23 protein-coding genes are annotated in these 24,634 nt (G+C 60.3%); 10 read left to right on the top strand and 13 right to left on the bottom strand.

The window, feature by feature from the left end:
- Window positions 1–103: 103 nt before the first annotated feature.
- From gltP to BLU24_RS00840, 4 genes are all read right to left on the bottom strand, one after another.
- Window positions 104–1,435: a glutamate/aspartate:proton symporter GltP gene (gltP, locus tag BLU24_RS00855; RefSeq protein ID WP_090287919.1), complete on the bottom strand. Its 1,332-nt coding sequence runs from the start codon at window positions 1,433–1,435 to the stop codon at window positions 104–106.
- Window positions 1,436–2,140: 705 nt separating this feature from the next.
- The gene (locus BLU24_RS00850; RefSeq protein ID WP_090287921.1) at window positions 2,141–2,605 is read right to left on the bottom strand and encodes an inhibitor of vertebrate lysozyme family protein; all 465 of its coding nucleotides are present in this window, start codon (window positions 2,603–2,605) and stop codon (window positions 2,141–2,143) included.
- A gap of 2 nt (window positions 2,606–2,607) precedes the next feature.
- Entirely contained in the window at window positions 2,608–2,772 is a 165-nt protein-coding gene (locus tag BLU24_RS00845) for a DUF1328 domain-containing protein (RefSeq protein ID WP_003177151.1), read from the bottom strand.
- Between the two features lie 74 nt (window positions 2,773–2,846).
- The gene (locus BLU24_RS00840; RefSeq protein ID WP_093096338.1) at window positions 2,847–3,134 is read right to left on the bottom strand and encodes a hypothetical protein; all 288 of its coding nucleotides are present in this window, start codon (window positions 3,132–3,134) and stop codon (window positions 2,847–2,849) included.
- Between the two features lie 429 nt (window positions 3,135–3,563).
- On the opposite strand from BLU24_RS00840, the gene algB reads away from it, so the two are divergent.
- Together algB and BLU24_RS00830 are read left to right on the top strand one after the other, a co-directional pair.
- Entirely contained in the window at window positions 3,564–4,910 is a 1,347-nt protein-coding gene (algB, locus tag BLU24_RS00835; protein ID WP_093096334.1) for a sigma-54-dependent response regulator transcription factor AlgB, read from the top strand.
- 10 nt (window positions 4,911–4,920) lie between these two features.
- Window positions 4,921–6,711, top strand: a complete 1,791-nt coding sequence (locus BLU24_RS00830) for an ATP-binding protein (protein ID WP_093096328.1) — start codon at window positions 4,921–4,923, stop codon at window positions 6,709–6,711.
- A gap of 27 nt (window positions 6,712–6,738) precedes the next feature.
- Here the strand turns inward: BLU24_RS00830 and BLU24_RS00825 are convergent, their stop codons facing one another.
- From BLU24_RS00825 to BLU24_RS00790, 7 genes are all read right to left on the bottom strand, one after another.
- Window positions 6,739–8,352 (bottom strand): EAL domain-containing protein, encoded by a 1,614-nt coding sequence (locus tag BLU24_RS00825; RefSeq protein ID WP_172833231.1) that lies wholly within the window; start codon window positions 8,350–8,352, stop codon window positions 6,739–6,741.
- Between the two features lie 76 nt (window positions 8,353–8,428).
- Window positions 8,429–9,211: an N-acetylmuramoyl-L-alanine amidase gene (locus BLU24_RS00820; protein WP_093096315.1), complete on the bottom strand. Its 783-nt coding sequence runs from the start codon at window positions 9,209–9,211 to the stop codon at window positions 8,429–8,431.
- 101 nt (window positions 9,212–9,312) lie between these two features.
- Window positions 9,313–11,370: a GGDEF domain-containing protein gene (locus tag BLU24_RS00815; RefSeq protein ID WP_093096310.1), complete on the bottom strand. Its 2,058-nt coding sequence runs from the start codon at window positions 11,368–11,370 to the stop codon at window positions 9,313–9,315.
- On the bottom strand, window positions 11,367–12,245 hold the full coding sequence (locus BLU24_RS00810; RefSeq protein ID WP_093096303.1) for an endonuclease/exonuclease/phosphatase family protein: 879 nt from the start codon (window positions 12,243–12,245) through the stop codon (window positions 11,367–11,369). Before BLU24_RS00810 ends, BLU24_RS00815 begins: the two co-directional genes overlap by 4 nt.
- 14 nt (window positions 12,246–12,259) lie before the next feature.
- Entirely contained in the window at window positions 12,260–12,901 is a 642-nt protein-coding gene (locus BLU24_RS00805; protein ID WP_090287938.1) for a thiol:disulfide interchange protein DsbA/DsbL, read from the bottom strand.
- A 199-nt stretch (window positions 12,902–13,100) separates the two neighbouring features.
- Window positions 13,101–13,712: a c-type cytochrome gene (locus BLU24_RS00795; RefSeq protein ID WP_090287941.1), complete on the bottom strand. Its 612-nt coding sequence runs from the start codon at window positions 13,710–13,712 to the stop codon at window positions 13,101–13,103.
- 30 nt (window positions 13,713–13,742) lie between these two features.
- A complete protein-coding gene (locus BLU24_RS00790; protein ID WP_016772347.1) occupies window positions 13,743–14,048 on the bottom strand; it encodes a c-type cytochrome in 306 nt (101 codons plus the stop codon).
- Between the two features lie 191 nt (window positions 14,049–14,239).
- Here BLU24_RS00790 and yihA point away from each other — a divergent pair, with 191 nt between their 5' ends.
- Window positions 14,240–14,887 (top strand): ribosome biogenesis GTP-binding protein YihA/YsxC, encoded by a 648-nt coding sequence (gene yihA / locus BLU24_RS00785; RefSeq protein ID WP_093096291.1) that lies wholly within the window; start codon window positions 14,240–14,242, stop codon window positions 14,885–14,887.
- Window positions 14,888–15,288: 401 nt separating this feature from the next.
- Here yihA and polA read toward each other — a convergent pair whose 3' ends face one another.
- A complete protein-coding gene (gene polA, locus BLU24_RS00780) occupies window positions 15,289–18,093 on the bottom strand; it encodes a DNA polymerase I (protein WP_093096288.1) in 2,805 nt (934 codons plus the stop codon).
- Between the two features lie 74 nt (window positions 18,094–18,167).
- On the opposite strand from polA, the gene BLU24_RS00775 reads away from it, so the two are divergent.
- From BLU24_RS00775 to BLU24_RS00765, 3 genes are all read left to right on the top strand, one after another.
- On the top strand, window positions 18,168–18,458 hold the full coding sequence (locus tag BLU24_RS00775; RefSeq protein WP_090287949.1) for a DUF2782 domain-containing protein: 291 nt from the start codon (window positions 18,168–18,170) through the stop codon (window positions 18,456–18,458).
- 58 nt (window positions 18,459–18,516) lie between these two features.
- The gene (locus BLU24_RS00770) at window positions 18,517–19,470 is read left to right on the top strand and encodes a homoserine kinase (protein ID WP_093096283.1); all 954 of its coding nucleotides are present in this window, start codon (window positions 18,517–18,519) and stop codon (window positions 19,468–19,470) included.
- A 317-nt stretch (window positions 19,471–19,787) separates the two neighbouring features.
- Window positions 19,788–20,735 (top strand): IS110 family transposase, encoded by a 948-nt coding sequence (locus tag BLU24_RS00765; RefSeq protein ID WP_093096277.1) that lies wholly within the window; start codon window positions 19,788–19,790, stop codon window positions 20,733–20,735.
- Between the two features lie 43 nt (window positions 20,736–20,778).
- Here BLU24_RS00765 and znuA read toward each other — a convergent pair whose 3' ends face one another.
- On the bottom strand, window positions 20,779–21,699 hold the full coding sequence (gene znuA / locus BLU24_RS00760) for a zinc ABC transporter substrate-binding protein ZnuA (RefSeq protein ID WP_093106346.1): 921 nt from the start codon (window positions 21,697–21,699) through the stop codon (window positions 20,779–20,781).
- Window positions 21,700–21,765: 66 nt separating this feature from the next.
- Between znuA and BLU24_RS00755 the strand changes: the two genes are divergently transcribed.
- From BLU24_RS00755 to BLU24_RS00740, 4 genes are read left to right on the top strand one after another with little or no spacing between them, the layout of a single operon-like run.
- Window positions 21,766–22,248, top strand: coding sequence for a Fur family transcriptional regulator (locus BLU24_RS00755; protein WP_090287953.1), 483 nt, complete (start codon window positions 21,766–21,768; stop codon window positions 22,246–22,248).
- The gene (gene znuC, locus BLU24_RS00750) at window positions 22,248–23,033 is read left to right on the top strand and encodes a zinc ABC transporter ATP-binding protein ZnuC (RefSeq protein ID WP_093096270.1); all 786 of its coding nucleotides are present in this window, start codon (window positions 22,248–22,250) and stop codon (window positions 23,031–23,033) included. Before BLU24_RS00755 ends, znuC begins: the two co-directional genes overlap by 1 nt.
- Entirely contained in the window at window positions 23,026–23,814 is a 789-nt protein-coding gene (znuB, locus tag BLU24_RS00745) for a zinc ABC transporter permease subunit ZnuB (protein WP_090287957.1), read from the top strand. Before znuC ends, znuB begins: the two co-directional genes overlap by 8 nt.
- Before the next feature lie 37 nt (window positions 23,815–23,851).
- Window positions 23,852–24,565 carry a PA5502 family lipoprotein gene (locus tag BLU24_RS00740; RefSeq protein ID WP_093096264.1) on the top strand — a complete coding sequence of 238 codons (714 nt, stop codon included), beginning with the start codon at window positions 23,852–23,854 and terminating at the stop codon, window positions 24,563–24,565.
- Window positions 24,566–24,634 lie beyond the last annotated feature (69 nt).

Genomic DNA, 24,634 nt, shown 5'->3' with positions numbered 1-24,634 from the left:
TCATTGTGGGAGCGGGCTTGCCCGCGATGGCAGTGTGTCATTCAGCGAATAGTTTGAATGTGCCACCCTCATCGCTGGCAAGCCAGCTCCCACAGGGTCTGCATTAATTTTTCGAGATTTCACCAGCCGGCAATTTTTCCTTGCTGCGCCAGTGCGGCAGGGAGTTCCAGTAGCGCTCGCCTTTGGCATCGTCGTACATGCCTTCCCAACGCGAGATCACCAATACCGCCAAGGCGTTACCAATCACGTTCAGTGCGGTACGGGCCATGTCCATGACACGGTCGACACCGGCGATGAACGCCAGACCTTCCAACGGAATACCTACGCTGCCCAACGTTGCCAACAACACCACGAAGGACACGCCCGGTACGCCGGCGATGCCTTTGGAGGTGACCATCAGGGTCAGCACCAGCAGTAGTTGCTGGCTGATCGACAGGTCGATGCCGTACAGCTGTGCGATGAAAATTGCCGCGATCGACTGATACAGGGTCGAGCCGTCGAGGTTGAACGAGTAACCGGTCGGCACCACGAAGCTGCAGATGGCTTTCGGTGCACCGTAGGCTTCCATCTTCTCGATCACCCGTGGCAGCACGGTTTCCGAGGAAGCGGTGGAGTAGGCCAGCACCAGCTCATCCTTGAAGATGCGCATCAGCTTGAGCACCGAGAAGCCAAACAGTTTGGCGATCAGGCCCAGCACCACGAAGGCGAAGAAGGCGATGGCGACGTAAACCAGAATCACCAGTTTGGCCAGCGGCACCAGGGACGCGAAGCCGAAGTTGGCGACGGTCACCGCGATCAGTGCGAACACGCCGATCGGCGCATAGTTCATGATCATGTGGGTGACCTTGAACATGCTTTCCGAGACGCCCTGGAACATCTTCACCAGCGGCTCGCGCAGGTCCGACTGCAGGCTCGACAGGCCGAGACCGAACAGCACCGAGAAGAAGATGATCGGCAGCATTTCACCGCGGGCCATGGCCGCGAAGATGTTCGACGGGATCAGGTTGAGGATGGTTTCGATGAACGCATGTTCATGCTGCACTTCGGCGGCGGTCGCCTGGTACTTGGAGATATCCACCGTGCCCAGGGTGCTCATGTCGATGCCGGTGCCCGGATGGAACACGTTGGCCAACACCAGGCCGACAACGATGGCGATGGTGGTGACAATTTCGAAATAGATGATGGTTTTGAGACCGATACGCCCGAGCTTTTTGGCGTCGCCGACGCCGGCGATGCCGACGATCAGCGACGAAATGACGATCGGGATCACGATCATCTTGATCAGACGGATAAAGATATCGCCTGCCGGTTGCAGGACGTTGCTGATCCACCAGGCCTTCTCGGCGCTAAAGTGGTTGAGCAACGCACCCAGTGCAATCCCCAGAACCAGACCGATGAGGATCTGCCAGGCGAGGCTGATTTTTGCCTTCTTCATTATCTTTACCCTTACTTGCGTTTGACTCAGGCACATGCAGGAACTGGAACGCTGATCAGCGGAAAAGTCTGTGCATCTGCCTCCGTATAAGGTGCCCCGAATCGCGTGTTTACGGCTCTTCGGCAGGCGAAAAAAGGCGCAACTATTCCGATGCAAGGTTGCGCCGTCTAATGCCGTAAACGCCTACCCTATGCCGAATCGGCATGAGCTTTTTCAATTGAAACTGGCGTCCCAACCGGTTCGATTGTGACATTTCAGCCGGCATAAGTGCCGTAAACCGGCCATTCCAGCGTAGATCGGTCGATTCGCGGGGGAAAAATATCGGCAGAAATTTTGCGAAAAAGCCTACGTGAGGAGACTAGAGGTCCCACTGTTTAAACGGTTTCTTTGTCGATATACGGTCGTCAGGAAACACCGTAATATTTACACGCGCAGTGTCGACGATAAAAAGGCCGTGAAGGGCGCGCTGGATCAAGCTTTTTGCGGGTGGGGAAGCTCAGCGCAAGTCCGCCGAGCCATGATTGGCCGACGAACCTGCGACGCAGCTTTTACCTGCCCTGACCCGGCCCTTGCGCAGGCACTCCCTGTACCCGTAGGTCACTCCGACCCTGCAACAGTCAGAACGTCCCGGCCCCCTGGTCATGCACCGACCCTCCTCGGGTGGGCGCAATGGAAAGCAGCAGGGCTGCTGCCTTCATGTTCGAATCAGTACCACTTCGGATCTTTCTTCAGGGTTTCCATCAGCAGATCCTGCATACCCTGGTCAGGCTTGCCGAAGAAGCGGTAAGTGGCGTGTCGCGTCGGCGACTTGTCCTGCGGCAGACCTTCCGGTACATCGACCAGCATGGCGTAGGCGTCGTCCTTGTCGAAGCTGAAGGCGACGATCAAGCGATGGTTCAGACACTTGTCCTGATTTTCGCAGAGCGGGCCCACCAGATACTTGTCGCCGTCTTCAGTGACGGCATGCATCTGTTGCTCCGAAGTGCCGGAGAGGTTGATGACCCATTCCGGTACGCGCTCTTCCTTTTTGATAACGCTTTCCCAGGTCTCACGATACTGCTCATCGGCAGCGAGCAGTTCGTTGACCCGGGTCTGGCCGTCATTGGCCGCCATCGCCATGGCACTGCCGCCCAGAAGCAGGGCGGCGGCCAGCGTCTTCAAGACTGTCATTGTTAACCTCGGCCGCGACGGCCAAAGAAGAAGGAAGCGATGAACATCACCAGGAACACGACAAAGAGAATCTTGGCGATACCCGTGGCGGTGCCCGCGATACCACCGAAGCCCAGTACGGCGGCGATGATGGCAATGATCAAGAATGTAATTGCCCAGCTCAACATGGTGATTCTCCTTACTTCTCTATTTAGGGGTGTTACGTGTTCCGGCGCGGCGCGCCCGAATCGGTTTTAGCGAGTCAGAAAACCCAACGTTCTTCGCGAGGCAGTTGATCGAGCGGTTGTGCCTGATCGACTTCCATCATGCGCATCGTGGCGCGCTCGTCCTGAGTGCTGCTGACGGCGCTGAAATGGCTCTGCGTCGCATGCTGCATCGACACCAATGGCGCTTCCGGCTGCTGGCTGTTTTCCCAGCGCAGGTATTGCTGGCAGGCGATCAGGGTGATCAGCAGCGCCAGCACAGCGAACAGACCTTGCTGGATATGCAGTGGCGAGAGACGCATGTGGGCGGCACGTTGGCGAGTCATCCTGGGTTCCTCACTCTTGTTCGGTTGGGGCAGTGCTGATCTGCCCGGGCTGAAACAGTTATTGCAGCCTGCATGCCAGTTTTTGATTGATTAAAAATCCCTTTAAAATCAATAAGTTATAGATATATGAAAAAGCCTCAGCGACGCATCCTGCACGATGGGGTTATCCAGCGTCGTGCGGATTGCACGATTATTTCGTAGGAGATTTCGGTCTTACGGAATGAAGAGCACGCCGCAGATGTCAGAGCTGTACGCAGGACAAGCCCTGCAAAACCGTGGCGGATTAAAAAATCAACAAAATCAACGTATTGGCCGTATCGGCTGGAGAGGGCTACCCTCCTATGGCTTGCATCGTTCAGAATAAACCATGCAACTTGCCCGATTTTTCCGGGACTAACCCAAGACCAATCACTATGGAGCGTAGGAAAAATGGAATCTGCCACTGAGCATCAAGGCCGCATTCTGCTGGTGGACGACGAATCCGCCATCCTGCGTACCTTCCGTTATTGCCTCGAAGACGAAGGTTATACGGTGGCCACCGCCAACAGCGCGGCTCAGGCCGAGGCATTGCTGCAACGTCAGGTGTTCGATCTGTGCTTCCTTGATTTGCGTCTGGGTGAAGACAACGGTCTGGATGTACTGGCGCAAATGCGTATCCAGGCGCCTTGGATGCGCGTTGTCATCGTTACCGCGCACTCGGCTGTCGATACCGCGGTGGATGCCATTCAGGCCGGCGCGGCGGACTATCTGGTGAAACCGTGCAGCCCCGACCAGTTGCGTCTGGCCACCGCCAAGCAACTGGAAGTGCGCCGATTGTCGGCACGCCTTGAAGCGCTGGAAGGCGAAATCCGCAAACCGAAGGACGGCCTCGACTCCCACAGCCCGGCCATGAAGGTCGTACTCGAGACGGCCCGCCAGGTTGCGAGCACTGACGCCAACATTCTGATTCTCGGCGAGTCCGGCACGGGTAAGGGCGAACTGGCCCGCGCGATTCACGGCTGGAGCAAACGCGAGAAAAAATCCTGCGTAACCATCAACTGCCCGTCGCTGACCGCCGAGTTGATGGAGAGCGAACTGTTCGGCCACAGCCGCGGCGCCTTTACCGGCGCCAGCGAAAGCACCTTGGGCCGAGTCAATCAGGCTGACGGCGGTACGCTGTTTCTCGACGAGATCGGCGATTTTCCCCTGACGTTGCAGCCGAAATTGCTGCGTTTCATTCAGGACAAGGAATACGAACGGGTAGGCGACCCGGTCACGCGCCGCGCCGATGTGCGGATTCTGGCGGCGACCAACCTTAACCTCGAAGACATGGTGCGCGACGGGCGCTTCCGTGAAGACCTGCTCTATCGCCTCAACGTCATCACGCTGCATCTGCCGCCACTGCGTGAGCGCGCCGAGGACATCCTGACCCTGGCCGACCGCTTCCTGGCGCGCTTCGTCAAAGAATATGCGCGCCCGGCGCGTGGTTTCAGTGACGAGGCCCGCGAGGCGCTGCTTGGCTACCGTTGGCCCGGCAACATCCGTGAGCTGCGCAACGTGGTTGAGCGGGCCAGCATCATTTGCCCGCAGGAACGTGTGGAAATCAGCCACCTCGGCATGGCCGAGCAACCGGCCAACAACGCGCCACGGGTCGGCGCCGCACTGAGCCTCGACGAACTGGAAAAAGCTCATATCGGCGCCGTCCTCGCCACCGCCGGCACCCTCGACCAAGCCGCCAAGACCCTGGGTATCGACGCTTCGACCCTGTATCGCAAGCGCAAGCAGTACAACCTGTGAGCGCCCGACGATGAAACTGGCGATGAAGTTGCGGACCCGTTTGTTCCTGAGCATCTCCGCACTGATCACCGTGGCCTTGCTCGGGTTGCTGCTCGGGCTGGTCAGCGTGATGCAGATGGCCGGAACCCAGGAAGCGTTGGTGCGCAGCAACTTCGTCACCCTTGAACTGGGGCTCAAGTTACGTCAGACCTTGGGCGATCAATTGATCATCATGCTCGCGGAAAAGCCTGACCCCGTCGCGTTCGAGGCCTCCAAACAGCATTACTTCCAGTTGCTTGACGAAGGCATCGCCAAAGAGCAGCACGATGAAGAGCGCCAGTACGGCTTCAGCCAGGCCAAGGCCGACTACCTGAGTTTCCTGCAAGCCTTCGATCTGTCGCGTGACCCGAGCAACGCCGCAAGCTCCAGCGCCGATTTCCGCGAGCGCTTCAATATTCTGCGCAACGGGCTGATCACCGAACACAAACACGCACTGGATAAAATCAACGGCGTACAAAACGACGCACGCGATCGCGCCCTGTTGATCGCTGGCCTGCTCGGGCTGGTGGGGCTCGCCGTACTGATTATCGGATTTGTCACGGCCCACGGTGTGGCCCGGCGTTTTGGCGCGCCGATCGAAGCGCTGGCGCAAGCGGCGGACGAAATCGGCAAAGGCAAATACGACGTGACTCTGCCGGTGTCCTCATCGCTGGAACTGAATCAGCTGACCAAACGTTTCGGCCAGATGGCCGAGGCCTTGCGCGAGCACCAGGCGACCAACGTCGATGAGCTGCTGGCCGGGCAGCAACGCTTGCAGGCGGTCCTCGACAGCATCGATGACGGCTTGTTGATGATTGATCGCCAAGGGCAACTGGAGCACCTCAATCCGGTCGCCCAGCGGCAACTGGGTTGGGAAGACGACCGTCTCGGTCAGGGCCTGGGCACCGCCCTCGGCCGGCCTGAGCTGGATGCGCAGCTGCAACTGGTGTTGCGCGGCGGCACGCTTGAGCGCGCGCCAGACGATCTGAGCATCGAAGTCGACGGCGAATCGCGGTTACTGACCTACAGCCTGACGCCGGTCAGCCATACCCAAGGGCACATCCTTGGTGCGGTGATGGTGCTGCACGATGTCACCGAGCAGCGTGCGTTCGAACGGGTGCGCAGCGAGTTCGTCCTGCGCGCCTCCCACGAGCTGCGCACGCCGGTCACCGGCATGCACATGGCGTTCGGCCTGTTCCGCGAGCGGGCAAAATTCCCGGAAGAGTCGCGCGAAGCGGACTTGCTCGACACGGTCAACGAAGAAATGCAGCGCCTGATGCAGTTGATCAACGACCTGCTCAACTTTTCGCGCTACCAGAACGGCTTGCAGAAACTCACGCTCGCACCGTGTTCCATCGAGGACCTGTTGGAACAGGCGCAACTGCGTTTCGCCGAGGCGGCAGAGGCCAAGGGCATTGCCTTGAAGGTCGAAGTGCAGGGACCGTTGCCACGCTTGCAGGCCGATCAGGCGCAACTGGATCGGGTCCTCGACAACCTGATCGACAATGCCTTGCGTCACACCGCCCGCGACGGGCAAATTCGCTTGCAGGCGCGTCGGCATGGCGAGCGAGTGATCATCAGCGTCGAAGACAATGGCGAAGGTATCGCCTACGGGCAGCAAGGGCGAATCTTCGAACCGTTCGTGCAGGTCGGCCGCAAGAAGGGCGGCGCCGGGCTCGGGTTGGCGCTGTGCAAGGAAATCGTCCAGTTGCACGGCGGCCGCATGGGCGTGTATTCGCGGCCGGGGCAGGGCACGCAGTTTTATATGGCCTTGGCCGTTTAGGCACTGTTCCATACCGCCTGGGCGTTTTCAGGCTTCATCGTCCATGCGCCGCCCGACGAGGCGGCGACCACGGGTGATCAGTTCGATGAATTGCACCGCACTCAGCGCATGAGCGAACAGCCAGCCCTGGCCGAACTTCACCCCTTCACTGCTGAGCAATTGCGCTTGCGATTCCAGCTCGATGCCTTCGGCAATCACCTTCAGATCCAGTGCCTGGGCCATATGAATAATATGCGGCGCGACGCCGCTGCTTGCCGCGTCATGACCCAGGGCGTCGATGAACGCCTTGTCGATTTTCAGACAATCGACTGGCAGCGTTTGCAGGTAGGCGAGGCTGCAATAGCCGGTGCCGAAATCGTCTATCAGTACCTGATGGCCGACATCGCGCAAGGCTTGCAGATTTTCCCGTGCCACCACCACATCGATCAGGCCGCGCTCGGTCACTTCGAAGGCAATCTGCCGCGCCGCGACCCGGTGCAAGGTCAGCAGACGCGCCATGACCTGGCCGACGCGCGGCACCATCACGTCGCAGGCGGCGAGGTTGACCGAGATATAAAGCTGCGGATTGGCCCGCAATAAGTGACCCAGTTGCTCCAGCAAGCGTTGCAGGACGAAGTCGGTCATCTGGCGAATCTGTCCGGTATTTTCTGCCATCGGGATAAACAGGTCAGGGCTGGTCAGCGTGCCGTCCGGTCGCCGCCAGCGCAGCAGGGCTTCGGCGCCGACACAGTTGCGACTGTCGAGATCGAAAATCGGCTGATAGAGCACCTGCAACTCACCGCGCCGAATCGCGCCGTGCAGCTCGGCGTCGAGCGACTGGCGCTGGCGCACCAGCAAGAACACGCAGAAGCCAACGAAGGCGCCGAGCACCACGCACAGCGGAATCACCCACCACCATACGACCGGAATGTGCATGCCGGTGCGTGGCGCGATCAACACCAACTGATATTCCGGGCTGTCGGTGGGCATACGGTAAATCAGGCGGGTATGTGTGACTTGCAAGGCAGCGCTGGCTTTCGGCGGCCACGGTTCGGTAGGCGGCCATATCTGCGCCTGGCCCAGCACCGGGATGGCCCGAGTGCCGTGGTCGAGTACGACCAGCAGGCTGCTGCCGGGCGACAGGTCGACCATGTCGGTGAGGTGCCCGCGCGAGGTGGCCACGCGGAAGTTGCCGCGCCCGAGCATCAGCGCCGCGCGGTTTTCATCAGGTTCTGTAGTGGTGTTCAGCCAATAGCTGTAAGTCGGGCCTGTGATGTCCGGTGCGCGAGCACTCGACAGGCCTTCCTGCCGCGGACGGTTGGAGCAGGTGCGTGAGGCGTCCATGTAGGCCGCTTCATACACGAAGCGATAGTTGAAGGTGACTTGTTGCAGGGTGGCGATCATTTCATCGTCGCAGCTGCGCAATGGCTGAGCTTCAAGATCGTCGAGGCTTTCGCGCAACTGGCCGAACAGTTGTTCCAGACGCACCAGAAAACGCTCACCCTGGGCGTTCATTTCCTGGCTTTCATTCTGCTCGACTTGACGCATCGCCACGAACATTCCGCCGGCAATCAGCAGGCTGGCACTGAGGACAGCCGCAATCATCGCCAAAAACACCGGGCGATAAAACCAGCTACGCAGCGTCTCTCGGGTAGCAGCCATCAGGGGATATCCGAAGAATTACCAATGAGTTATAGCTGCTGATTGTGAATTTGCGCTGACCGTCGGGCGGGCGTCATTATTTTGTCTGATTGAGGACCAGCAGCAGCGCCGCCGTTTGCGCGTCCGGCGTGCCGTCGAAGCGTGCAGGGCGATAGTGCATTTGAAACGCCGCGAGGACATGCCGGGTGGCGATGTCCAGTTCGCCGGTCTGCGGCGTGTCGTAGCCCACGCGCGCCAGCTGCGCCTGGAACCAGCTGATATTCGGCAGCTCGCCGCTGCTGAATATTGCTTGCTGACGCGCCACCGCTTGTTCGTTCGGCCACCGGCCAAGGCCTTCGGCGGCGAGACGCTTCCATGGAAACAATGGACCCGGATCGAGTTTGCGCAGCGGCGCGATATCGCTGTGACCGATGATGTGCTGCGGGCTGATACCGTTGCGCTTGCTGATGTCCTTGAGCAGGGCGATCAGCGATTGAATCTGTGCTTCGCTGTACGGGTACCAGAGGCGCCCGGTCGGGGTGTCCTTGAAACCGGGGTTGACGATTTCGATGCCGAGCGAACTGGAGTTGAGCCACGTACGTCCCTGCCACTGGCTTTCCCCGGCGTGCCAGGCGCGCTGGTTTTCATCCACCAGCTTGTAGACGGTGCCGCCCTTGTCGTCGCCGATCAGGTAATGGCTGCTGACTTCACCGTGGGTCAGCAGCTGCAGGGAACGTTCCAGCGAGGCCGAGGTGTAGTGCACGACAACGAACTGGATGCGGCTATCGAAGTTGGCCGAAGGGTGGCTGGTGTCGTAGCGCGGGCCGCTCGCGCAACCGGCCAAGACGAGCAACGAAGCAATAAGGGCGAAAAATTTCATGGCAGAAAGGAGTACACGGGAGACGATAATGCAACAGTGTAACGTAATGCCTTGCGTATCGACGGTCAGCGAGCGGAATTAAACAAAATGGAACAATTTGCTCAACCCAGCTCGACCCGGTTGCGACCTGCATTTTTTGCCCGATACAACGCCTGATCGGCTCGTTTCAGCACCACATCGCTATGTTCGCCGGCTCTGAATGACGCGAGGCCCATGGAAATGGTGATCGTCACACGCTCGCCTTTGAAGTGAAACGGGCAGGCTTCGACCGCCGCTCGCAATGCTTCCAGCAATTTTGCGCCGACTGCTGGCGGTGTGGCGGGCAGTAGCAGAACGAATTCCTCACCGCCAAAACGCGCGATGAAGTCAGAACCGCGCAGGCGTTTGCGCAACACCGTGGCTATGATCTTCAACACTTTGTCACCGGCCAGGTGGCCATAGCTGTCGTTGATTCGCTTGAAGTGGTCAAGGTCGAGCATCGCCAGGCTCAGGGTGTTGCCGTGCTGCTGCCATTGCTTGATTTCGTGTTCGAGGCGTTCGCTCCAGGCCGCGCGATTGGGCAGGCCGGTGAGCGGGTCGATCAGGGCTTTCTGCCGTTGTTCTTCAAGATGTTCGCGAAAGCCCAAGGCCTCCTGCTCCATGTGCGCCACCCGTTCGGACAAGCCTTTGAGCCGCGCCGCCACTTCCTGTTCGCGGGCGTCGCGCTGCTGGCGGTGCTGGTCCATGGTGCCGAGCAGGCCTTCTAAATGGTTCTCCAGCACTTGCTTGAGGTCGTCCAGGTCCGCCGCTTCCTGCACGCTGGTCTGCAAACCGTCGACCTGCTCGCGGATCTGCGTGTCCATCGCCCGCGCTGCCGAGCTGTTGTCGGCGTGGCCGTCGCTGGCGGCTTGCAGGTTGCTCTGAAATGCTTCGAGGCGTTCATTGAGTTGCTGCAGATACGCTTCGAACTCGTGCTGGCCGCTGTCGGTGATTGCCAGCATCAGTGTCGCGAGATCGTCGAGGATCGGGATCAGTTCGTACCAGTTCAGACCGTGTTTGAGCCGATCGCGCATCGCTTCGGCTTGCGGACGATGACGTTCCGGGAGGGTCAGGTCATCGAGCAGGCCGATCAGGGTGTCTTCGATGTGCCGGGCGACAGAGCTGTAGGACGGCTCCGGGGAATCCGGCAGGGCGAACAGGATGTCCTGCTCGGACTGCTCCGGGTCGATCGCAGCCAAGGCCTGGGCGATCGGCTCGGGCAAAGGCAGGCTGTCGAGCATCAGCGGCACCGAGTCGCCGGGATGAATCAGTTCGTCGGGGTTGTCTGCGCCGGGCGGCTGAACGGCAGCCGTGGCGAACACGGGCACGGGTTCGAAGGGCTTTGCTGGCGGCTCGGTCGGGTGAGCGGCGACATCGCTGGCAACCGTGGGCGGCACGAAAGCCACCACTTGCTGCGGTTCTATTGGGGTCTGCGCTGCCGCCAGGGGCGTTTCGTCAGGCGCCGCACTGATCGTGGCAGCGGGTGCGACTGTCATCGGCGCGGTCGGTACTGGTGGCACCAGCTCGGGTTCGGACTGTGCTGCTGCCCCGGCCTGGAAGGGCGGCATAACCTCTGCGGCCGATGTGGCTGCTTCTGGCGCCGGCGTTTCCGGGTTATCGCGATTGCCGAACAAGCGTTGCAGCAAGCCCGGACGACCGGGTTCTGCCGGGGTTTCCAGCTGGCTCAGCGCCTTGCCTTGCAAGCCACTCAGTTCGCTGAGCAACAACGGCATTTCCCGCGCCGAGCTGACGCGGCCGTCCAGTTGCTTGGCGAATTTCTTCAAAGGCTGCGCGACTTCACGCGGCAGCGGCAAGGCCTGTAGCTGCGTGACCAGCGACGTCAGTGCGGTGCTGACCTGTTCGATACGGGTTTCCCGGCGCTGCTCGGAGTCGAGCACGGCTTTTTCCAGGCGTGGCAGCAGGGCGGCGAGGCCGGCGTCCATGTCGTCGGTGCGCACCACGTCGCGCATCTCTTTCATGCATTGATCGACAGCCTTGTCGGTGCCTTCCGCCGCCAGGGTGCTGCGCACCAGACCGCGACGCAGCAAATCGAGGCGGGCGGCCCAGCGCCGTTCGAGCTTGTCCTGTTGTTCGATGCTTTTGAGGTATTTCTCTTTCCAGCGCTGGGCGTCGTCGCTCATTCAGGGCTTCCGCGAAGGTCAGGACTCAACGCGGGCAATGCATCGGCCGTGAGCGAACCCGGCAGACGAATCTCTACCGCGACCGGCAGGTGATCGGAAATCGGTTGTGCCAGCACTTCGACCTTTTCCAGAGTCAGGGTCGGGCTGAGCAGAATATGATCAAGGCAGCGCTGAGGACGCCAGCTGGGGAAGGTCGCTTCCACCTGCGGGGCCAGCAGGCCAAGATCGCGTAACGGGGAGTGTTGCAGCAGATCGCTGGCGTGGGTGTTCATGTCGCCCATCAGGACTTGGTGCTTGTAGCCACCGATCAGCTCACGAATATAGGCCAGTTGCAGGCTGCGCGTACGCGCGCCAAGGGCCAGGTGCATCATCACCACCACCAGCGCTTCCGGACCTTCGCCGAAACGCAGCAGAATTGCCCCGCGACCTTTCGGCCCGGGCAGCGGGTGATCTTCGATCGCCCACGGCTTGAGTCGACTGAGCACGCCGTTGCTGTGCTGCGCCAGTCGGCCGAGGTTGCGGTTGAGTTGTTGATACCAATAGGGGAAGGCGCCGAGCTGGGCCAGATGTTCGACCTGATTGACGTAGCCCGAACGCAGGCTGCCACCATCGGCTTCCTGCAGGGCGACCAGATCGAAGTCGCCGAGCAGATCACCGATCTTTTGCAGATTGCCCGAGCGCCCGGTGTGCGGCAGCAGGTGCTGCCAGCTGCGAGTCAGGTAATGCCGATAGCGCTCGGTGCTGATGCCGACCTGGATGTTGAAGCTGAGCAAGCGCAGACGCTGGTCCGCGGGCAAGCCCGTGGACGCCAGGTGATGCTCGTTGACCTGCGGATCATGCAGGCCAACGCTGCGTTCAGACTTCCAGCGGCGCATGGCGAGGGCCGCGCTTAGTTGGCAGCCGCCTTGGTGGCCGCGCGCTCTTTGGCGACGAGGTCGTCAGCCAGCTTCAGCGCTTGTTCGGCACCCCCGGCCGAGCCGATGTCGAAACGGTATTTGCCGTTGACGATCATGGTTGGCACGCCAGTGATTTCATACTTCTTGGCCAGCTCACGGGCCTTGACGATCTGGCCTTTGATGGCGAACGAGTCGAAGGTGGCGAGGAACTTGTCCTTGTCCACGCCTTGAGTGGCAAGGAAGTCAGCCATGTCGTTCTTGTCGGTCAGCTTCTTGTGTTCTTTCTGGATCGCGTTGAATACCGCCGCGTGAACCTTGTGCTCGACACCCATCGCTTCGAGGGTCAGAAACATCTGGCCGTGAGCGTCCCAAGGGCCGCCAAACATGGCCGGGATGCGCACGAAGTTGACATCGGAAGGCAGTTTTTCAACCCATGGATTGATCACCGGCTCGAACGCGTAGCAGTGCGGGCAGCCATACCAGAACAGCTCGACCACTTCGATCTTGCCAGGCACTGCAACCGGAACCGGGTTGGCCAGTTCGACATAAGGGGCGGCAGGGGCTTCAGCGGCCTGGGCGGTGACGCCGAACAGGCTGGCAGCGACGAGGGCGGCGCTGATGATCAGATTACGCATGCTTTACTCCTGAACAATTTGGGTCGCCTCGCTCGACCTGTTTTCAGACAGGTCCCGGCGGGCATGAGTGCTGTAGTGTAACGGCAGCGGCCACAAAAAAGGGCGGCCAAAGCCACCCTTTTTATACTTGCTGCGATGGATTAATCGAGCGTTAACGTTGCCGGAGATGTCCGTCTCGCTCAGCGCCCGAAACCACGCCTCAGTGCAGGCCCTGGATGTAGCTGGAAACGGCCGCGATGTCTTCGTCGCTCAGCTTGCGGGCGATGGTGCGCATGGTCATCGCGTCACCGTCATTGGCCCGACCGCCTTCTTCCTTGCGGAAGTCGGTCAGCTGTTTGGCAATGTATTGCGCGTGCTGGCCGCCCAGATGCGGGAAGCCGGCGGCGGCGTTGCCAGAACCGTTCGGCGAGTGGCAGCCGGTGCAGGCAGGCAAGCCTTTGTCCAGGTTGCCGCCACGGAACAGCGCTTCACCGCGTGCGACGAGTTTCGGATCGGCGGCGCCGACGCTGCCTTTCTGGCTGGCGAAGTAGGCGGCGAGGTCAGCCAGGTCCTGATCATTGAGGTTGGTCAGCAGACCGGTCATTTCCAGCACGACCCGCTTGCCGTCCTTGATTTCTTTCAGTTGCTTGGTCAGGTAGCGTTCGCCTTGCCCGGCCAGTTTCGGAAAGTTGGGTGCCATGCTGTTGCCGTCCGGGCCATGGCAGGCTCCGCATACGGCCGCTTTTGCCTGGCCTGCTGCGGCATCGCCAGCAGCATGGGCGAAGCCTGAAATTCCCACGGTCAACAGCAGACTCACGATCAGTTTGTTCATCAGCTAATCCAACTACGGCTAAGGGTTAAGTTATGGACCGGGTTTACTCTCGCTCATCCACAGGATGATGGCCTGGTAATCCTCGGCACTGCAGTCCATGCACAAACCACGCGGCGGCATCGCCTTGAAACCCTGGGTCACGTGTTGCACCAGCGTCCCCATACCTTTCGCCAACCTCGGCGTCCAAGCTTCCTGATCGCCTCTTGCGGGCGCCATGGGTAGTTGGCCGGAATGACAGGCACCACAAACACGGTTGTACACTGCTTCCGGATCCTGTGTAGCCTGTGCGCTGTAAAGCGGCATCAAGACTCCGGCAGCCAGCAGCCATTTCGTCATAAAACGACCTTTTCAGGGTTGAGAGCGATCTGCGTTCTAATGCGCAATCAAGGTTTGTCGCTCTCGTGAACTTCATCCTTCGCTGGGACAAAGCACACACAAAATCTGCGGCATTATATACTGGCGTCACTGAAACGGAAGCGACACCGCGTTCCGCGCCCAATCCCGGCGCCGCCCACATCGGAAATCCCATGCAACTCAAGAATCCCATCCTCGGCCTGTGCCAACAGTCCACGTTCATGCTCAGTGCCGCCAAAGTCGATCAATGCCCTGACGACGAAGGCTTCGAAGTGGCGTTTGCCGGTCGTTCCAATGCCGGTAAATCCAGCGCATTGAACACTTTGACGCACGCCAGCCTGGCGCGGACCTCGAAAACGCCGGGTCGCACACAGCTATTGAATTTCTTCAAGCTAGACGATGATCGGCGTCTGGTCGACCTGCCGGGCTACGGTTACGCAAAAGTACCGATCCCGCTCAAGCAACACTGGCAGCGTCACCTTGAGGCTTACCTCGGTGGCCGGGAGAGTTTGAAAGGTCTGATTCTGATGATGGACATCCGCCATCCAATGACTGATTTCGACCTGCTGATGCTCGACTGGGCCGTCGCGGCCGGCATGCCGATGCACATCCTGCTGACCAAAGCCGACAAGCTCACCTACGGCGCGGCAAAAAACACGCTGCTGAAAGTACAGTCGGAAATCCGCAAAGGCTGGGGCGACTCGATCACCATCCAGCTGTTCTCGGCACCAAAACGCATGGGCCTGGAAGAGGCCTACACCGTCCTGGCCGACTGGATGGAACTGGCAGACAAAAACACCGAGGCCGCTGCTGCGGAGTAAGGCGAGTTCAAAACTGTCTGTGGTGCTGTCAGGCAAGGCAAAGGCATCGCTAAAGAGCGGAGTTTAGGGGACCTAAATGAGCATTTTTAGCGGTGCCTTTAACGCAGCATGACGGCATCACAGCCAGTTTTGGGGCAAAAAAAAGCCCCGGGATTCATTGGGGAGGTCGAATTCCGGGGTTCAAGTTCCGAACCGCTAGGGCGGGGTTCAGATATCTGCCAACACTTAACACAACATAGGAGCATCGAAGGGCTTCACCAGCCATTCAGTACCTCTGAGTGTTCAGTCGCCAGATTAGTTCAGATTTTTTTCGAAAAGTTTGGAATAGCTTCCAGCGCATTCGGGTCTAAGCCCGTTTTCAACGGGTTTGCCGCGACCTTGGTCGCGGCAAGACATGCACCTCAGTGCGCCTCGTCCCAGTTATTGCCCACACCGACTTCAACCAGCAACGGCACATCCAATGTCGCCGCTTCGCTCATGTGCTGACGAATCTCGGCGCTGACCTGCTCGACCAGATCCTCACGCACCTCCAGCACCAGTTCATCGTGCACCTGCAGGATGACCCGGGCATCGAGCCCGGACGTCGTCAGCCAGTTATCTACCGCGACCATGGCTTTCTTGATGATGTCGGCGGCAGTGCCCTGCATCGGCGCGTTGATCGCCGTGCGCTCGGCGGCGGCGCGTTCCTGCGGCTTGTTGGAGTTAATCTCCGGAAGGTACAGGCGACGGCCGAAGAAAGTCTCGACGTAACCCTGATCCGCCGCCTGCGCGCGGGTGCGCTCCATGTACTCGCGAACCCCCGGATAACGGGCGAAATACGTGTCGATGTAGGCCTTGGCGGTCTTCGTGTCGACGCCGATGTCCTTGCCCAGTTTTTGCGCGCCCATGCCGTAGATCAGACCAAAGTTGATCGCCTTGGCGCTGCGCCGCTGGTCGGAACTCACCTCCTGCAGCTCGACCTTGAACACTTCGGCAGCGGTGGCGGTGTGCACGTCCAGGTTGTTGCGGAAGGCGTTCATCAGGCCCTCGTCGCGCGACAGGTGCGCCATGATCCGCAGTTCGATCTGCGAATAGTCCGCCGCCAGCAGTTTGTAACCTTTCGGCGCCACAAAAGCCTGGCGGATGCGCCGACCCTCAGCGGTGCGTACCGGAATGTTCTGCAGGTTCGGATCGCTGGAAGACAGGCGACCGGTCGATGCCACGGCTTGATGATAGGAGGTATGGATACGTCCGGTGCGCGGGTTGATCTGCTCCGGCAGGCGATCGGTGTAGGTGCTTTTCAGCTTGCTCATCGAACGGTGCTCCATCAGCACCTTTGGCAAGCGGTGATCGTCCTCGGCGAGTTTCGCCAGCACTTCTTCGGCGGTGGACGGCTGGCCTTTGGCAGTCTTCTTCAGCACCGGCAGGCCGAGCTTTTCGTAGAGGATCACGCCCAGCTGTTTCGGCGAACCGAGATTGAATTCTTCACCGGCGATTTCGAACGCTTCGCGCTCCAGCGCGACCATCTTGTTGCCCAACTCGATGCTCTGAATACCCAACAATTCCGCGTCGACGAAGGCGCCCTGGCGCTCGATGCGCGCCAGTACCGGCACCAGCGGCATCTCGATATCGGTCAGTACGCTGGCGAGACTCGGGATAGCGTTGAGTTTCTCCACCAGCGCCTGATGCAGGCGCAAGGTGATGTCGGCGTCTTCGGCTGCGTACGGCCCGGCCTGTTCCAGCGCGATCTGGTCGAATTTCAGCTGCTTGGCGCCTTTGCCGGCAATGTCCTGAAAGCTCACGGTGGTGTGGTCCAGGTATTTCAGCGCGAGGCTGTCCATGTCGTGGCGGGTCGCGGTGGAGTTGAGCACGTAGGACTCGAGCATGGTGTCGTAGGCAATCCCGCGCACACTGATGCCTTGGTTCTGATCACCACCGATGGCGCAGTTGGCGAGGATGTTCATGTCGAACTTGGCGTGCTGGCCGACTTTCAGCTTGTCTGGATCTTCAAGAATCGGTTTCAGCGCGCGCAACACGCTGTCGCGATCCAGTTGCTCCGGCACGCCGATGTAGGAGTGGGTCAGCGGGATATAGGCGGCTTCGTTGGCTTGTACGGCAAACGACAGGCCGACCAGTTGCGCCTGTTGCGCGTCGATACCGGTGGTTTCGGTGTCGAAGGCGAACAGCTCGGCGTTGCGCAGTTTTTCCAGCCAGACGTCAAAGCGTGCCTGATCGAGGATGGTTTCGTACGCGGCCTCAGCAGGCGCAGCGGCAGCCTCGGCGAGTGGCGCGCTGAACAGATCATGCGCGGGCGCCGGTTCGGCCGCCGCGCTGAGTTCCAGTCGCTTGGCGTCGCGATCGAGGTCGTTCAGCCAGCTCTTGAATTCCAGCAGGGTGTACAACTCGTACAGTTTGGCTGGGTCTTCCGGGCCCATCTGCAAATCGTCGAGGCCGATATCCAGCGGCACGTCGATCTTGATGGTCGCCAGTTGGTAGGAGAGGAATGCCATCTCCTTGTGCTCTTCGAGCTTGGCCGGCAGAGTCTTGGCGCCGCGAATCGGCAGGCTCGGGACGATGTCGAGGTTGGCGTACAGCTCAGTGAGGCCGCCATTGACCCCGACCAACAGGCCGGATGCGGTTTTCGGGCCGATGCCGGGAACGCCCGGAATGTTGTCGGACGAATCGCCCATCAGCGCCAGATAATCGATGATCTGCTCCGGTGCGACGCCGAATTTCTCCTTCACGCCCTCCACATCCATCGAGCTACCGGACATGGTGTTGACCAAGGTAATGTGGCCGTCGACCAGTTGCGCCATGTCCTTGTCGCCGGTCGAGATGATCACCGGACGATCAGCCGCCGCGCTGCTTCGGGCGAGGGTGCCGATGACGTCGTCGGCCTCGACCCCGTCCACGCACAGCAGCGGGAAACCGAGGGCGATCACGCTCTGGTGCAGCGGCTCGATCTGCACGCGCATGTCGTCGGGCATGCTTGGGCGGTTGGCTTTGTATTCGGCGTACATCTCATCGCGAAATGTCCCGCCCTTGGCGTCGAACACCACGGCGAACGGGCTGTCCGGGTACTGCTTGCGCAGACTCTTGAGCATGTTCAGCACGCCCTTGACCGCACCGGTCGGCAGGCCTTTGGACGTGGTCAGTGGTGGCAGCGCGTGGAAAGCGCGGTACAGGTAAGACGAACCGTCCACCAGGACGAGGGGGGCTTGGCTCATGAGCAGGATCAACCTTTTCGGCGGGTCCGGGGCTAGAATAGCGGGACCGTTGACGACAAAGGGACAAGGTTATCATGCGTACGTTAAATCGCTTGCTGCTGGTCGGTCTGATTGCTGTCTCTCCGTTGGCCGCGATGGCGGCGGATGATGCGCCGGGGGGAGACCCTGAGGTCACCATCCGTACGGACGGCGACAAGACCATTCAGGAATACAGCCGGAATGGCTTCGTCTATGCGATCAAGGTCACACCCAAGAAAGGCAAACCGTATTTCCTGGTGCGCGCCGATGGTTCGGACGCCAATTACATCCGGTCTGACCAGCCGGATATGCTGATTCCGTCGTGGGAAATCTTTACCTGGAAGTAAGATTCCCGACTTTTAATCGGCGTCGCCTCGCGACGCCTGAACTGAGCAGTTTTTAACCATGTCTGTGTTCACGCCCCTGGCTCGGCCCGAGCTGGAAACCTTTCTCGCCCCTTACGGGCTTGGCCGTCTACTCGATTTCCAGGGGATCGCCGCCGGCAGCGAAAACACCAATTTCTTCATCAGTCTGGAGCAGGGCGAATTTGTCCTGACCCTGGTCGAGCGCGGGCCGGTGCAGGAGATGCCGTTTTTCATCGACCTGCTCGATGTGCTGCACCAAGCCGATCTGCCGGTGCCCTATGCGCTGCGCACCACGGACGGCGTGGCCTTGCGCGAGTTGAAAGGCAAACCGGCGCTGTTGCAACCGCGTCTGGCCGGCAAGCACATCAAGGTCGCCAATGCCCAGCATTGCGCGCAGGTCGGCGAGTTGCAGGCGCATCTGCACCTGGCGACTCAGGGCGAGCGCATGATCAAGCGCAAGACCGATCGTGGCCTGGACTGGATGCTGGAGGAGGGTGGCGAATTCTTATCGCACCTGAGCGGTGAACCGCAGGCCTTGCTGCAAAAGGCGCTGGCTGAAATCACCGTGCAGAAGGAGCGGATTCTGGCGTTGCCTCGGGCGAACATTCACGCCGATCTGTTTCGCGATAACGCCATGTTCGAAGGCACTCACCTGACCGGGCTGATCGACTTCTACAACGCCTGTTCGGGGCCGATGCTCTATGACGTGGCGATTGCCTTGAATGACTGGTGTTCGAGCGAAGACGGCGTGCTCGACGGGCCGCGCGCCCGCGCATTCCTCGGCGCCTATGCGGCGCTGCGTCCGTTCACCGCGGCGGAGGCCGAGTTGTGGCCGACGATGCTGCGCGTCGCGTGTGTGCGGTTCTGGCTGTCACGCTTGATCGCCGCCGAGCAGTTTGCCGGGCAGGATGTGCTGATTCACGATCCGCAGGAATTCGAGCAGCGGTTGGCGCAGCGGCAGCAGGTCAATACACCGTTACCCTTCGCCCTTTAAAAGCTTCGCGAGCAGGGTTTCGATGATTCCTGTGGGAGCGAGCCTGCTCGCGAAGGCGGAGGTCCATTCAGCATGTATGTTGACTGACCCAGCGCTTTCGCGAGCAGGCTCGCTTGTATGGTAGGACTTGAAGGGAGGAGGAGGGACAAGGCTCGATTCTGACTGTTAGCGCAGTACAGACCGTGGGAGATTTTCACCCTCCTCCTTTCACCCAAGCGCCGATAAAGAATGCATCTGGCCTAGACCGACGATAGGAACAAGCCTGCGCCTCTGGGTGAACCCTTCAAGTGTTCAAACCTTAGCCCGGAGGATTTCTCATGGCAATGCCCGTCGCTACTACCCAGTCGATTGTCGGGGTTGATGTCGCCAAAGACGAACTGGTGATTTATCACGTCGAATCAGATCGGCTCGAGACAATCTCCAATACCAAAACGGCGATCAAGAAATGGCTCAAGACCGTTGCCAAACCAGTAGCAATCGCCATCGAAGCCACCAATATTTATCACCAGGAGTTCGCCGAGCTGGCGCACGCGGATGGCTGCAGGATCTATATGGTTGGCGGTTATGAACTCAGTCATTACCGCAAAGGCGTGAACGTTCGCGCTAAAACTGATGCGCTGGATGCTCGTTTATTGGCCCGCTATCTGACAAACGAAGGGGACCATTTGCGCCCTTGGACACCGCCGTCTCCGCTGTATTGCCGGCTCATCAGTCTGTTCCGGCGTCGTGCGGCTCTGGTTCAGGCTCGTGTCAGCCTCAAGCAGAGCTGGGAGAATGAGCCGCTGCTCAAAACCGCTTTCAAGAATCAGATAAGCGCCATGCAAAGGCTGGAAACCTTGCTTGAAAAAACGATCCTGACGCAGATAGAAGAAGCCGGTTTGGGCGCACAGCTCAAGCGCTGCATGAAGGTCGAAGGCATCGGTACGTTGACTGGCGCCCGCTTGCTCGCATCCTTTCAGCGTGGGGACTTCAGGAATGCCGACGCTTTCATCGCTTTTCTAGGCATGGATCTGCGCATAGCGGACTCAGGCAAAAAGAAAGGCCGGCGCTGCCTGACCAAACGAGGCGACCCTGAGGCACGTCGATTGCTGCACAACGCTGCAATGGCGGCCAGTCGGACCTCGGTGTGGAAAGGGTTTTATGAGGCTATGAGAGGGCGTGGTTTGAGCACTACCCAAGCACTGGTCGCACTAGCCCGCAAGCTTGCACGGGTGGTATTTGCTCTGTTGAAAAACCAGAGCGAATACTCACCCAAAGGCGTTTAGGGGCTAGGCATGAACCATAGAATCTCCCACAAGGATTTCGGTGTCAGAGCGATTCTAGGCACCCAGCCAGATCATTGCCGAGCTTTTCCAGCATCTGCTCATAACCCTGAGCCGTCGCCGGCGTGTAACCCCCCAGCGCATCCAGCTCCGCCAGCTTCACCGGCAGGCCGGCGACCAACGTCTCCGCCAGACGCGGACGCAGCGGTGGTTCGCTGAACACACAGGTCTTGCCGACTTCCTGCAAGCGCGTGCGCATCGCCGCGACATGCTGGGCGCCCGGCTGCACTTCAGCCGCTACTGCGAACACCCCGGCGTGCTTCAGGCCATAGGTGTCTTCAAAATAATCAAACGCCTCGTGAAACACGAAGTAAGGCTTGCCCTCGACACTGGCCAGGCGCTGTTTCAGGCGTTGATCCAAGGCATCCAGACGCTCATCGAACGCCTTGGCATTGCGCTGATAACGCTCGGCATTGGCCGGGTCGGCAGCGCTCAGGTCGGCGGCCATTTTATCGGCGATCACCCGCGCATTCACCGGCGACAGCCACAAGTGCGCGTCCAGCGAGCCCGGGCGGTGATCGTGATCATGGTCGTCGGTTTCTTCGGCGTGGGAATGGTTGTCCTGGGCGAAATGTCGCAGTTTCAGCCCCGGCAGATCCTGCACCGCGACGCTTGGCAGCTTGCGGCCATTGAGCACGCGCGGCAGGAAACCTTCCATGTCCGGACCGATCCAGTACAGCAGATCGACCGACTGCACCTTCCGTACGTCGGATGGGCGCAGCGCATAGTTATGCGGTGAGGCACCCGGTGGGAGCAGCACTTCGGGAACCGCCACACCGTCCAGCACGGCTGCGGCAATCAGCTGCAACGGCTTGATGCTGGTGAGCACTTTGACTTCGGCCTGAGCCGAACCGATCAGCAGGAAACTGGCGATAAAAGCCACAAAAACAGAAAAAAGTCGGGACACGATGACCACTCAAGGAGGCGAGAACGGGTAACATAATAACGTCTCTATCAAAACTCGTCGCCGCCCATGCCTATTACACCGATCGCCAGCCGTCCCCACGACCACTCACATTGCGTGCACAGCGCTCTGTCCGAGGCCGATACCTTGTGCGCCCAGAAGGGCCTGCGCTTGACTGCCTTGCGCCGGCGGGTGCTGGAGCTGGTCTGGCAGAGCCACAAGCCGCTGGGCGCCTACGACATTCTTGCCGTACTCAGCGAGCAGGACGGCCGCCGCGCCGCGCCGCCGACCGTTTATCGGGCACTGGATTTCCTCCTGGAAAACGGTCTGGTGCACCGCATTTCGTCGCTCAACGCCTTCGTCGGTTGCGTCCACCCGGAGCACGCGCATCAGGGCCAGTTCCTGATCTGCCGGGTGTGCCACGCTGCCATTGAGCTTGAACAAAAAGTGATCAGCGACGCGATCATCAACAGCGCCAGGGATGTTGGCTTCATCGTTGAAGCGCAGACCGTCGAAGTCGTCGGCCTGTGCTCCGGTTGCCAGGGGGCTTGATGAGCAACGCGCTGATCCGTCTGGAACAGGTCGCCGTGACATTTGCCGGGCAGACCGTGCTGGACAACATCGAACTGAGCGTCGAGCCGGGGCAGATCGTCACCCTGATCGGCCCCAACGGCGCTGGCAAGACCACGCTGGTGCGCGCCGTGCTCGGCTTGCTCAAACCGGACAGCGGCAGCGTCTGGCGCAAGCCGAAACTGCGCGTTGGCTATATGCCGCAGAAACTGCATGTCGATCCAACCCTGCCGCTCTCGGTGTTGCGCTTTCTGCGCCTGGTGCCAGGTGTTGATCGTCCGCGTGCATTGGCTGCGTTGAAGGAAGTCGGCGCCGAGCATGTGATCGACAGCCCGGTGCAAAGCGTTTCCGGCGGTGAAATGCAGCGCGTATTGCTCGCTCGGGCATTGCTGCGTGAACCAGAACTGCTGGTGCTCGACGAACCGGTGCAAGGCGTCGACGTCGCCGGGCAGGCCGAGCTGTACAGCCTGATCACCCGCCTGCGCGACCGCCATGGCTGCGGTGTGTTGATGGTTTCCCACGATCTGCATCTGGTCATGAGCACCACCGATCAGGTGGTTTGCCTCAATCGTCACGTCTGCTGCTCCGGGCATCCCGAGCAGGTCAGCGGCGACCCGGCGTTCGTTGAACTGTTCGGCAAGAACGCGCCGAGCCTGGCGATCTATCACCACCATCACGACCACGCCCACGACCTGCACGGTTCGGTGGTCAAAGGCCCGGTTGCCGGGCAACCCCATGTTCACGGAGACCACTGCAAGCATGGCTGATTTTCTGTTGTATGCCCTGCTTGCAGGTCTGGCATTGGCGCTGGTGGCAGGGCCGTTGGGTTCGTTCGTGGTGTGGCGGCGCATGGCTTATTTCGGCGACACCCTGTCCCACGCCGCGTTGCTCGGCGTGGCCCTGGGCTTTTTGCTGGATGTCAGCCCGACGGTGGCGGTGACGGTCGGTTGCCTGCTGCTGGCGGTGTTGCTGGTGACCTTGCAGCAGCGCCAGCCGCTGGCCTCCGACACGTTGTTGGGAATTCTTGCACCGAGCACCCTCTCGCTCGGTCTGGTGGTACTAAGCTTCATGCATGAAGTGCGGATCGACCTGATGGCCTATCTGTTCGGCGACCTGCTGGCGATCAGCCCGACCGATCTGGCGTGGATTCTCGGCGGCACGGCGGCGGTGCTGGTGTTGCTGGTGACGCTGTGGCGGCCCTTGCTGGCGGTTACCGTGCACGAAGAACTGGCGCGGGTCGAAGGACTGCCGGTGGCCGGCCTGCGCATGGCACTCATGCTGTTGATCGCGGTGGTGATCGCAGTGGCGATGAAAATCGTCGGGGTGTTGCTGATTACTTCGCTGCTGATCATCCCGGCGGCTGCGGCACAGCGTCACGCCCGCTCGCCCGAGCAGATGGCGCTGGGCGCGAGCCTGCTGGGCATGCTCGCGGTGTGTGGCGGGCTGGCGCTGTCGTGGTTCAAGGACACCCCGGCGGGGCCGTCAATCGTTGTGACGGCCGCCGCACTGTTTCTGCTGAGTTTTGTTCTGCCCCGTCGAGGGGTGTAGACTTGCTCGCTTTTTGCGCAATTAGAGAGTCGCAGGAATGAAGCCGTTCGCCTCCCGTTATCTGCTCCTTGTCGCATTTTCCGTGCTGCTGGGCGCCTGCCAAAGTACGCCGCCGGTGGCTGAAGTCCCCGACGCGCGGGCTACGGCCATCGCACAGCTGGAGCAAAGCCTGGCCAGCAGCGAACTGGCCACCGCCGAAGACCAGTTGGCCGCTTTGCAGGCCGCAACCCCGAACGATCAGTCCCTTGAGCAATACCAGCGGCAACTGGCCGAGGCGTACCTGCGCCGCAGTCAGATCGTGCTGCAGAAGGGCGATGTCAACGCCGCAGCCACCGCGTTAAGCCGCGCCCGTGTGCTGATGCCCAAGGCGCCAGCGCTGACCGGTGGCGTCAACGGCGCCATCACCGAAGCGCGCAAGGCCGAGCTGGAAAAGGCCGAGGCTGCATTACTCGCCGCCGAAGCCCGGCCGAAAGCCAGGGTGATCGACCCGACCGCCGAAAGCACCACGGTTGCGCTGAACATCCATGATATCCACAAGCTTCAGCGGCAACTCGACGCGATCGCCGCCGATGTCGTGAATTACGAATGTGCCGTCAGCATTCAAGCGCCGCGCACGGCGGATTATCCGTGGCTGGCGACGTTGCTGAGCAAACGGGTTAAAAAGCTCAATCCGGACTTTGATTTGCAGATCGAGAAGCAGATTGTGCGCACGGTGCCGGCGCAGATGGTTTTAAGCCCGCGCAAGCCATAAAAAGCATCGCGGGCAAGCCCGCTCCCACAAGGACAATATGACTCTGTGGGAGCGGGCTTGCCCGCGATG

The sequence above is a fragment of the Pseudomonas sp. Z003-0.4C(8344-21) genome, from assembly GCF_900104975.1.
GTDB classification, from domain to species: domain Bacteria; phylum Pseudomonadota; class Gammaproteobacteria; order Pseudomonadales; family Pseudomonadaceae; genus Aquipseudomonas; species Aquipseudomonas granadensis.
This window is presented reverse-complemented; position numbering and strand designations above follow the sequence as displayed.

Bases quoted from the DNA above. Each gene is read 5' to 3' on its own strand.
- gltP (WP_090287919.1), bottom strand. From the start codon at position 1,435: ATGAAGAAGGCAAAAATCAGCCTCGCCTGGCAGATCCTCATCGGTCTG.
- BLU24_RS00850 (WP_090287921.1), bottom strand. From the start codon at position 2,605: ATGACAGTCTTGAAGACGCTGGCCGCCGCCCTGCTTCTGGGCGGCAGT.
- BLU24_RS00845 (WP_003177151.1), bottom strand. From the start codon at position 2,772: ATGTTGAGCTGGGCAATTACATTCTTGATCATTGCCATCATCGCCGCC.
- BLU24_RS00840 (WP_093096338.1), bottom strand. From the start codon at position 3,134: ATGACTCGCCAACGTGCCGCCCACATGCGTCTCTCGCCACTGCATATC.
- algB (WP_093096334.1), top strand. From the start codon at position 3,564: ATGGAATCTGCCACTGAGCATCAAGGCCGCATTCTGCTGGTGGACGAC.
- BLU24_RS00830 (WP_093096328.1), top strand. From the start codon at position 4,921: ATGAAACTGGCGATGAAGTTGCGGACCCGTTTGTTCCTGAGCATCTCC.
- BLU24_RS00825 (WP_172833231.1), bottom strand. From the start codon at position 8,352: ATGGCTGCTACCCGAGAGACGCTGCGTAGCTGGTTTTATCGCCCGGTG.
- BLU24_RS00820 (WP_093096315.1), bottom strand. From the start codon at position 9,211: ATGAAATTTTTCGCCCTTATTGCTTCGTTGCTCGTCTTGGCCGGTTGC.
- BLU24_RS00815 (WP_093096310.1), bottom strand. From the start codon at position 11,370: ATGAGCGACGACGCCCAGCGCTGGAAAGAGAAATACCTCAAAAGCATC.
- BLU24_RS00810 (WP_093096303.1), bottom strand. From the start codon at position 12,245: ATGCGCCGCTGGAAGTCTGAACGCAGCGTTGGCCTGCATGATCCGCAG.
- BLU24_RS00805 (WP_090287938.1), bottom strand. From the start codon at position 12,901: ATGCGTAATCTGATCATCAGCGCCGCCCTCGTCGCTGCCAGCCTGTTC.
- BLU24_RS00795 (WP_090287941.1), bottom strand. From the start codon at position 13,712: ATGAACAAACTGATCGTGAGTCTGCTGTTGACCGTGGGAATTTCAGGC.
- BLU24_RS00790 (WP_016772347.1), bottom strand. From the start codon at position 14,048: ATGACGAAATGGCTGCTGGCTGCCGGAGTCTTGATGCCGCTTTACAGC.
- yihA (WP_093096291.1), top strand. From the start codon at position 14,240: ATGCAACTCAAGAATCCCATCCTCGGCCTGTGCCAACAGTCCACGTTC.
- polA (WP_093096288.1), bottom strand. From the start codon at position 18,093: ATGAGCCAAGCCCCCCTCGTCCTGGTGGACGGTTCGTCTTACCTGTAC.
- BLU24_RS00775 (WP_090287949.1), top strand. From the start codon at position 18,168: ATGCGTACGTTAAATCGCTTGCTGCTGGTCGGTCTGATTGCTGTCTCT.
- BLU24_RS00770 (WP_093096283.1), top strand. From the start codon at position 18,517: ATGTCTGTGTTCACGCCCCTGGCTCGGCCCGAGCTGGAAACCTTTCTC.
- BLU24_RS00765 (WP_093096277.1), top strand. From the start codon at position 19,788: ATGGCAATGCCCGTCGCTACTACCCAGTCGATTGTCGGGGTTGATGTC.
- BLU24_RS00755 (WP_090287953.1), top strand. From the start codon at position 21,766: ATGCCTATTACACCGATCGCCAGCCGTCCCCACGACCACTCACATTGC.
- znuC (WP_093096270.1), top strand. From the start codon at position 22,248: ATGAGCAACGCGCTGATCCGTCTGGAACAGGTCGCCGTGACATTTGCC.
- znuB (WP_090287957.1), top strand. From the start codon at position 23,026: ATGGCTGATTTTCTGTTGTATGCCCTGCTTGCAGGTCTGGCATTGGCG.
- BLU24_RS00740 (WP_093096264.1), top strand. From the start codon at position 23,852: ATGAAGCCGTTCGCCTCCCGTTATCTGCTCCTTGTCGCATTTTCCGTG.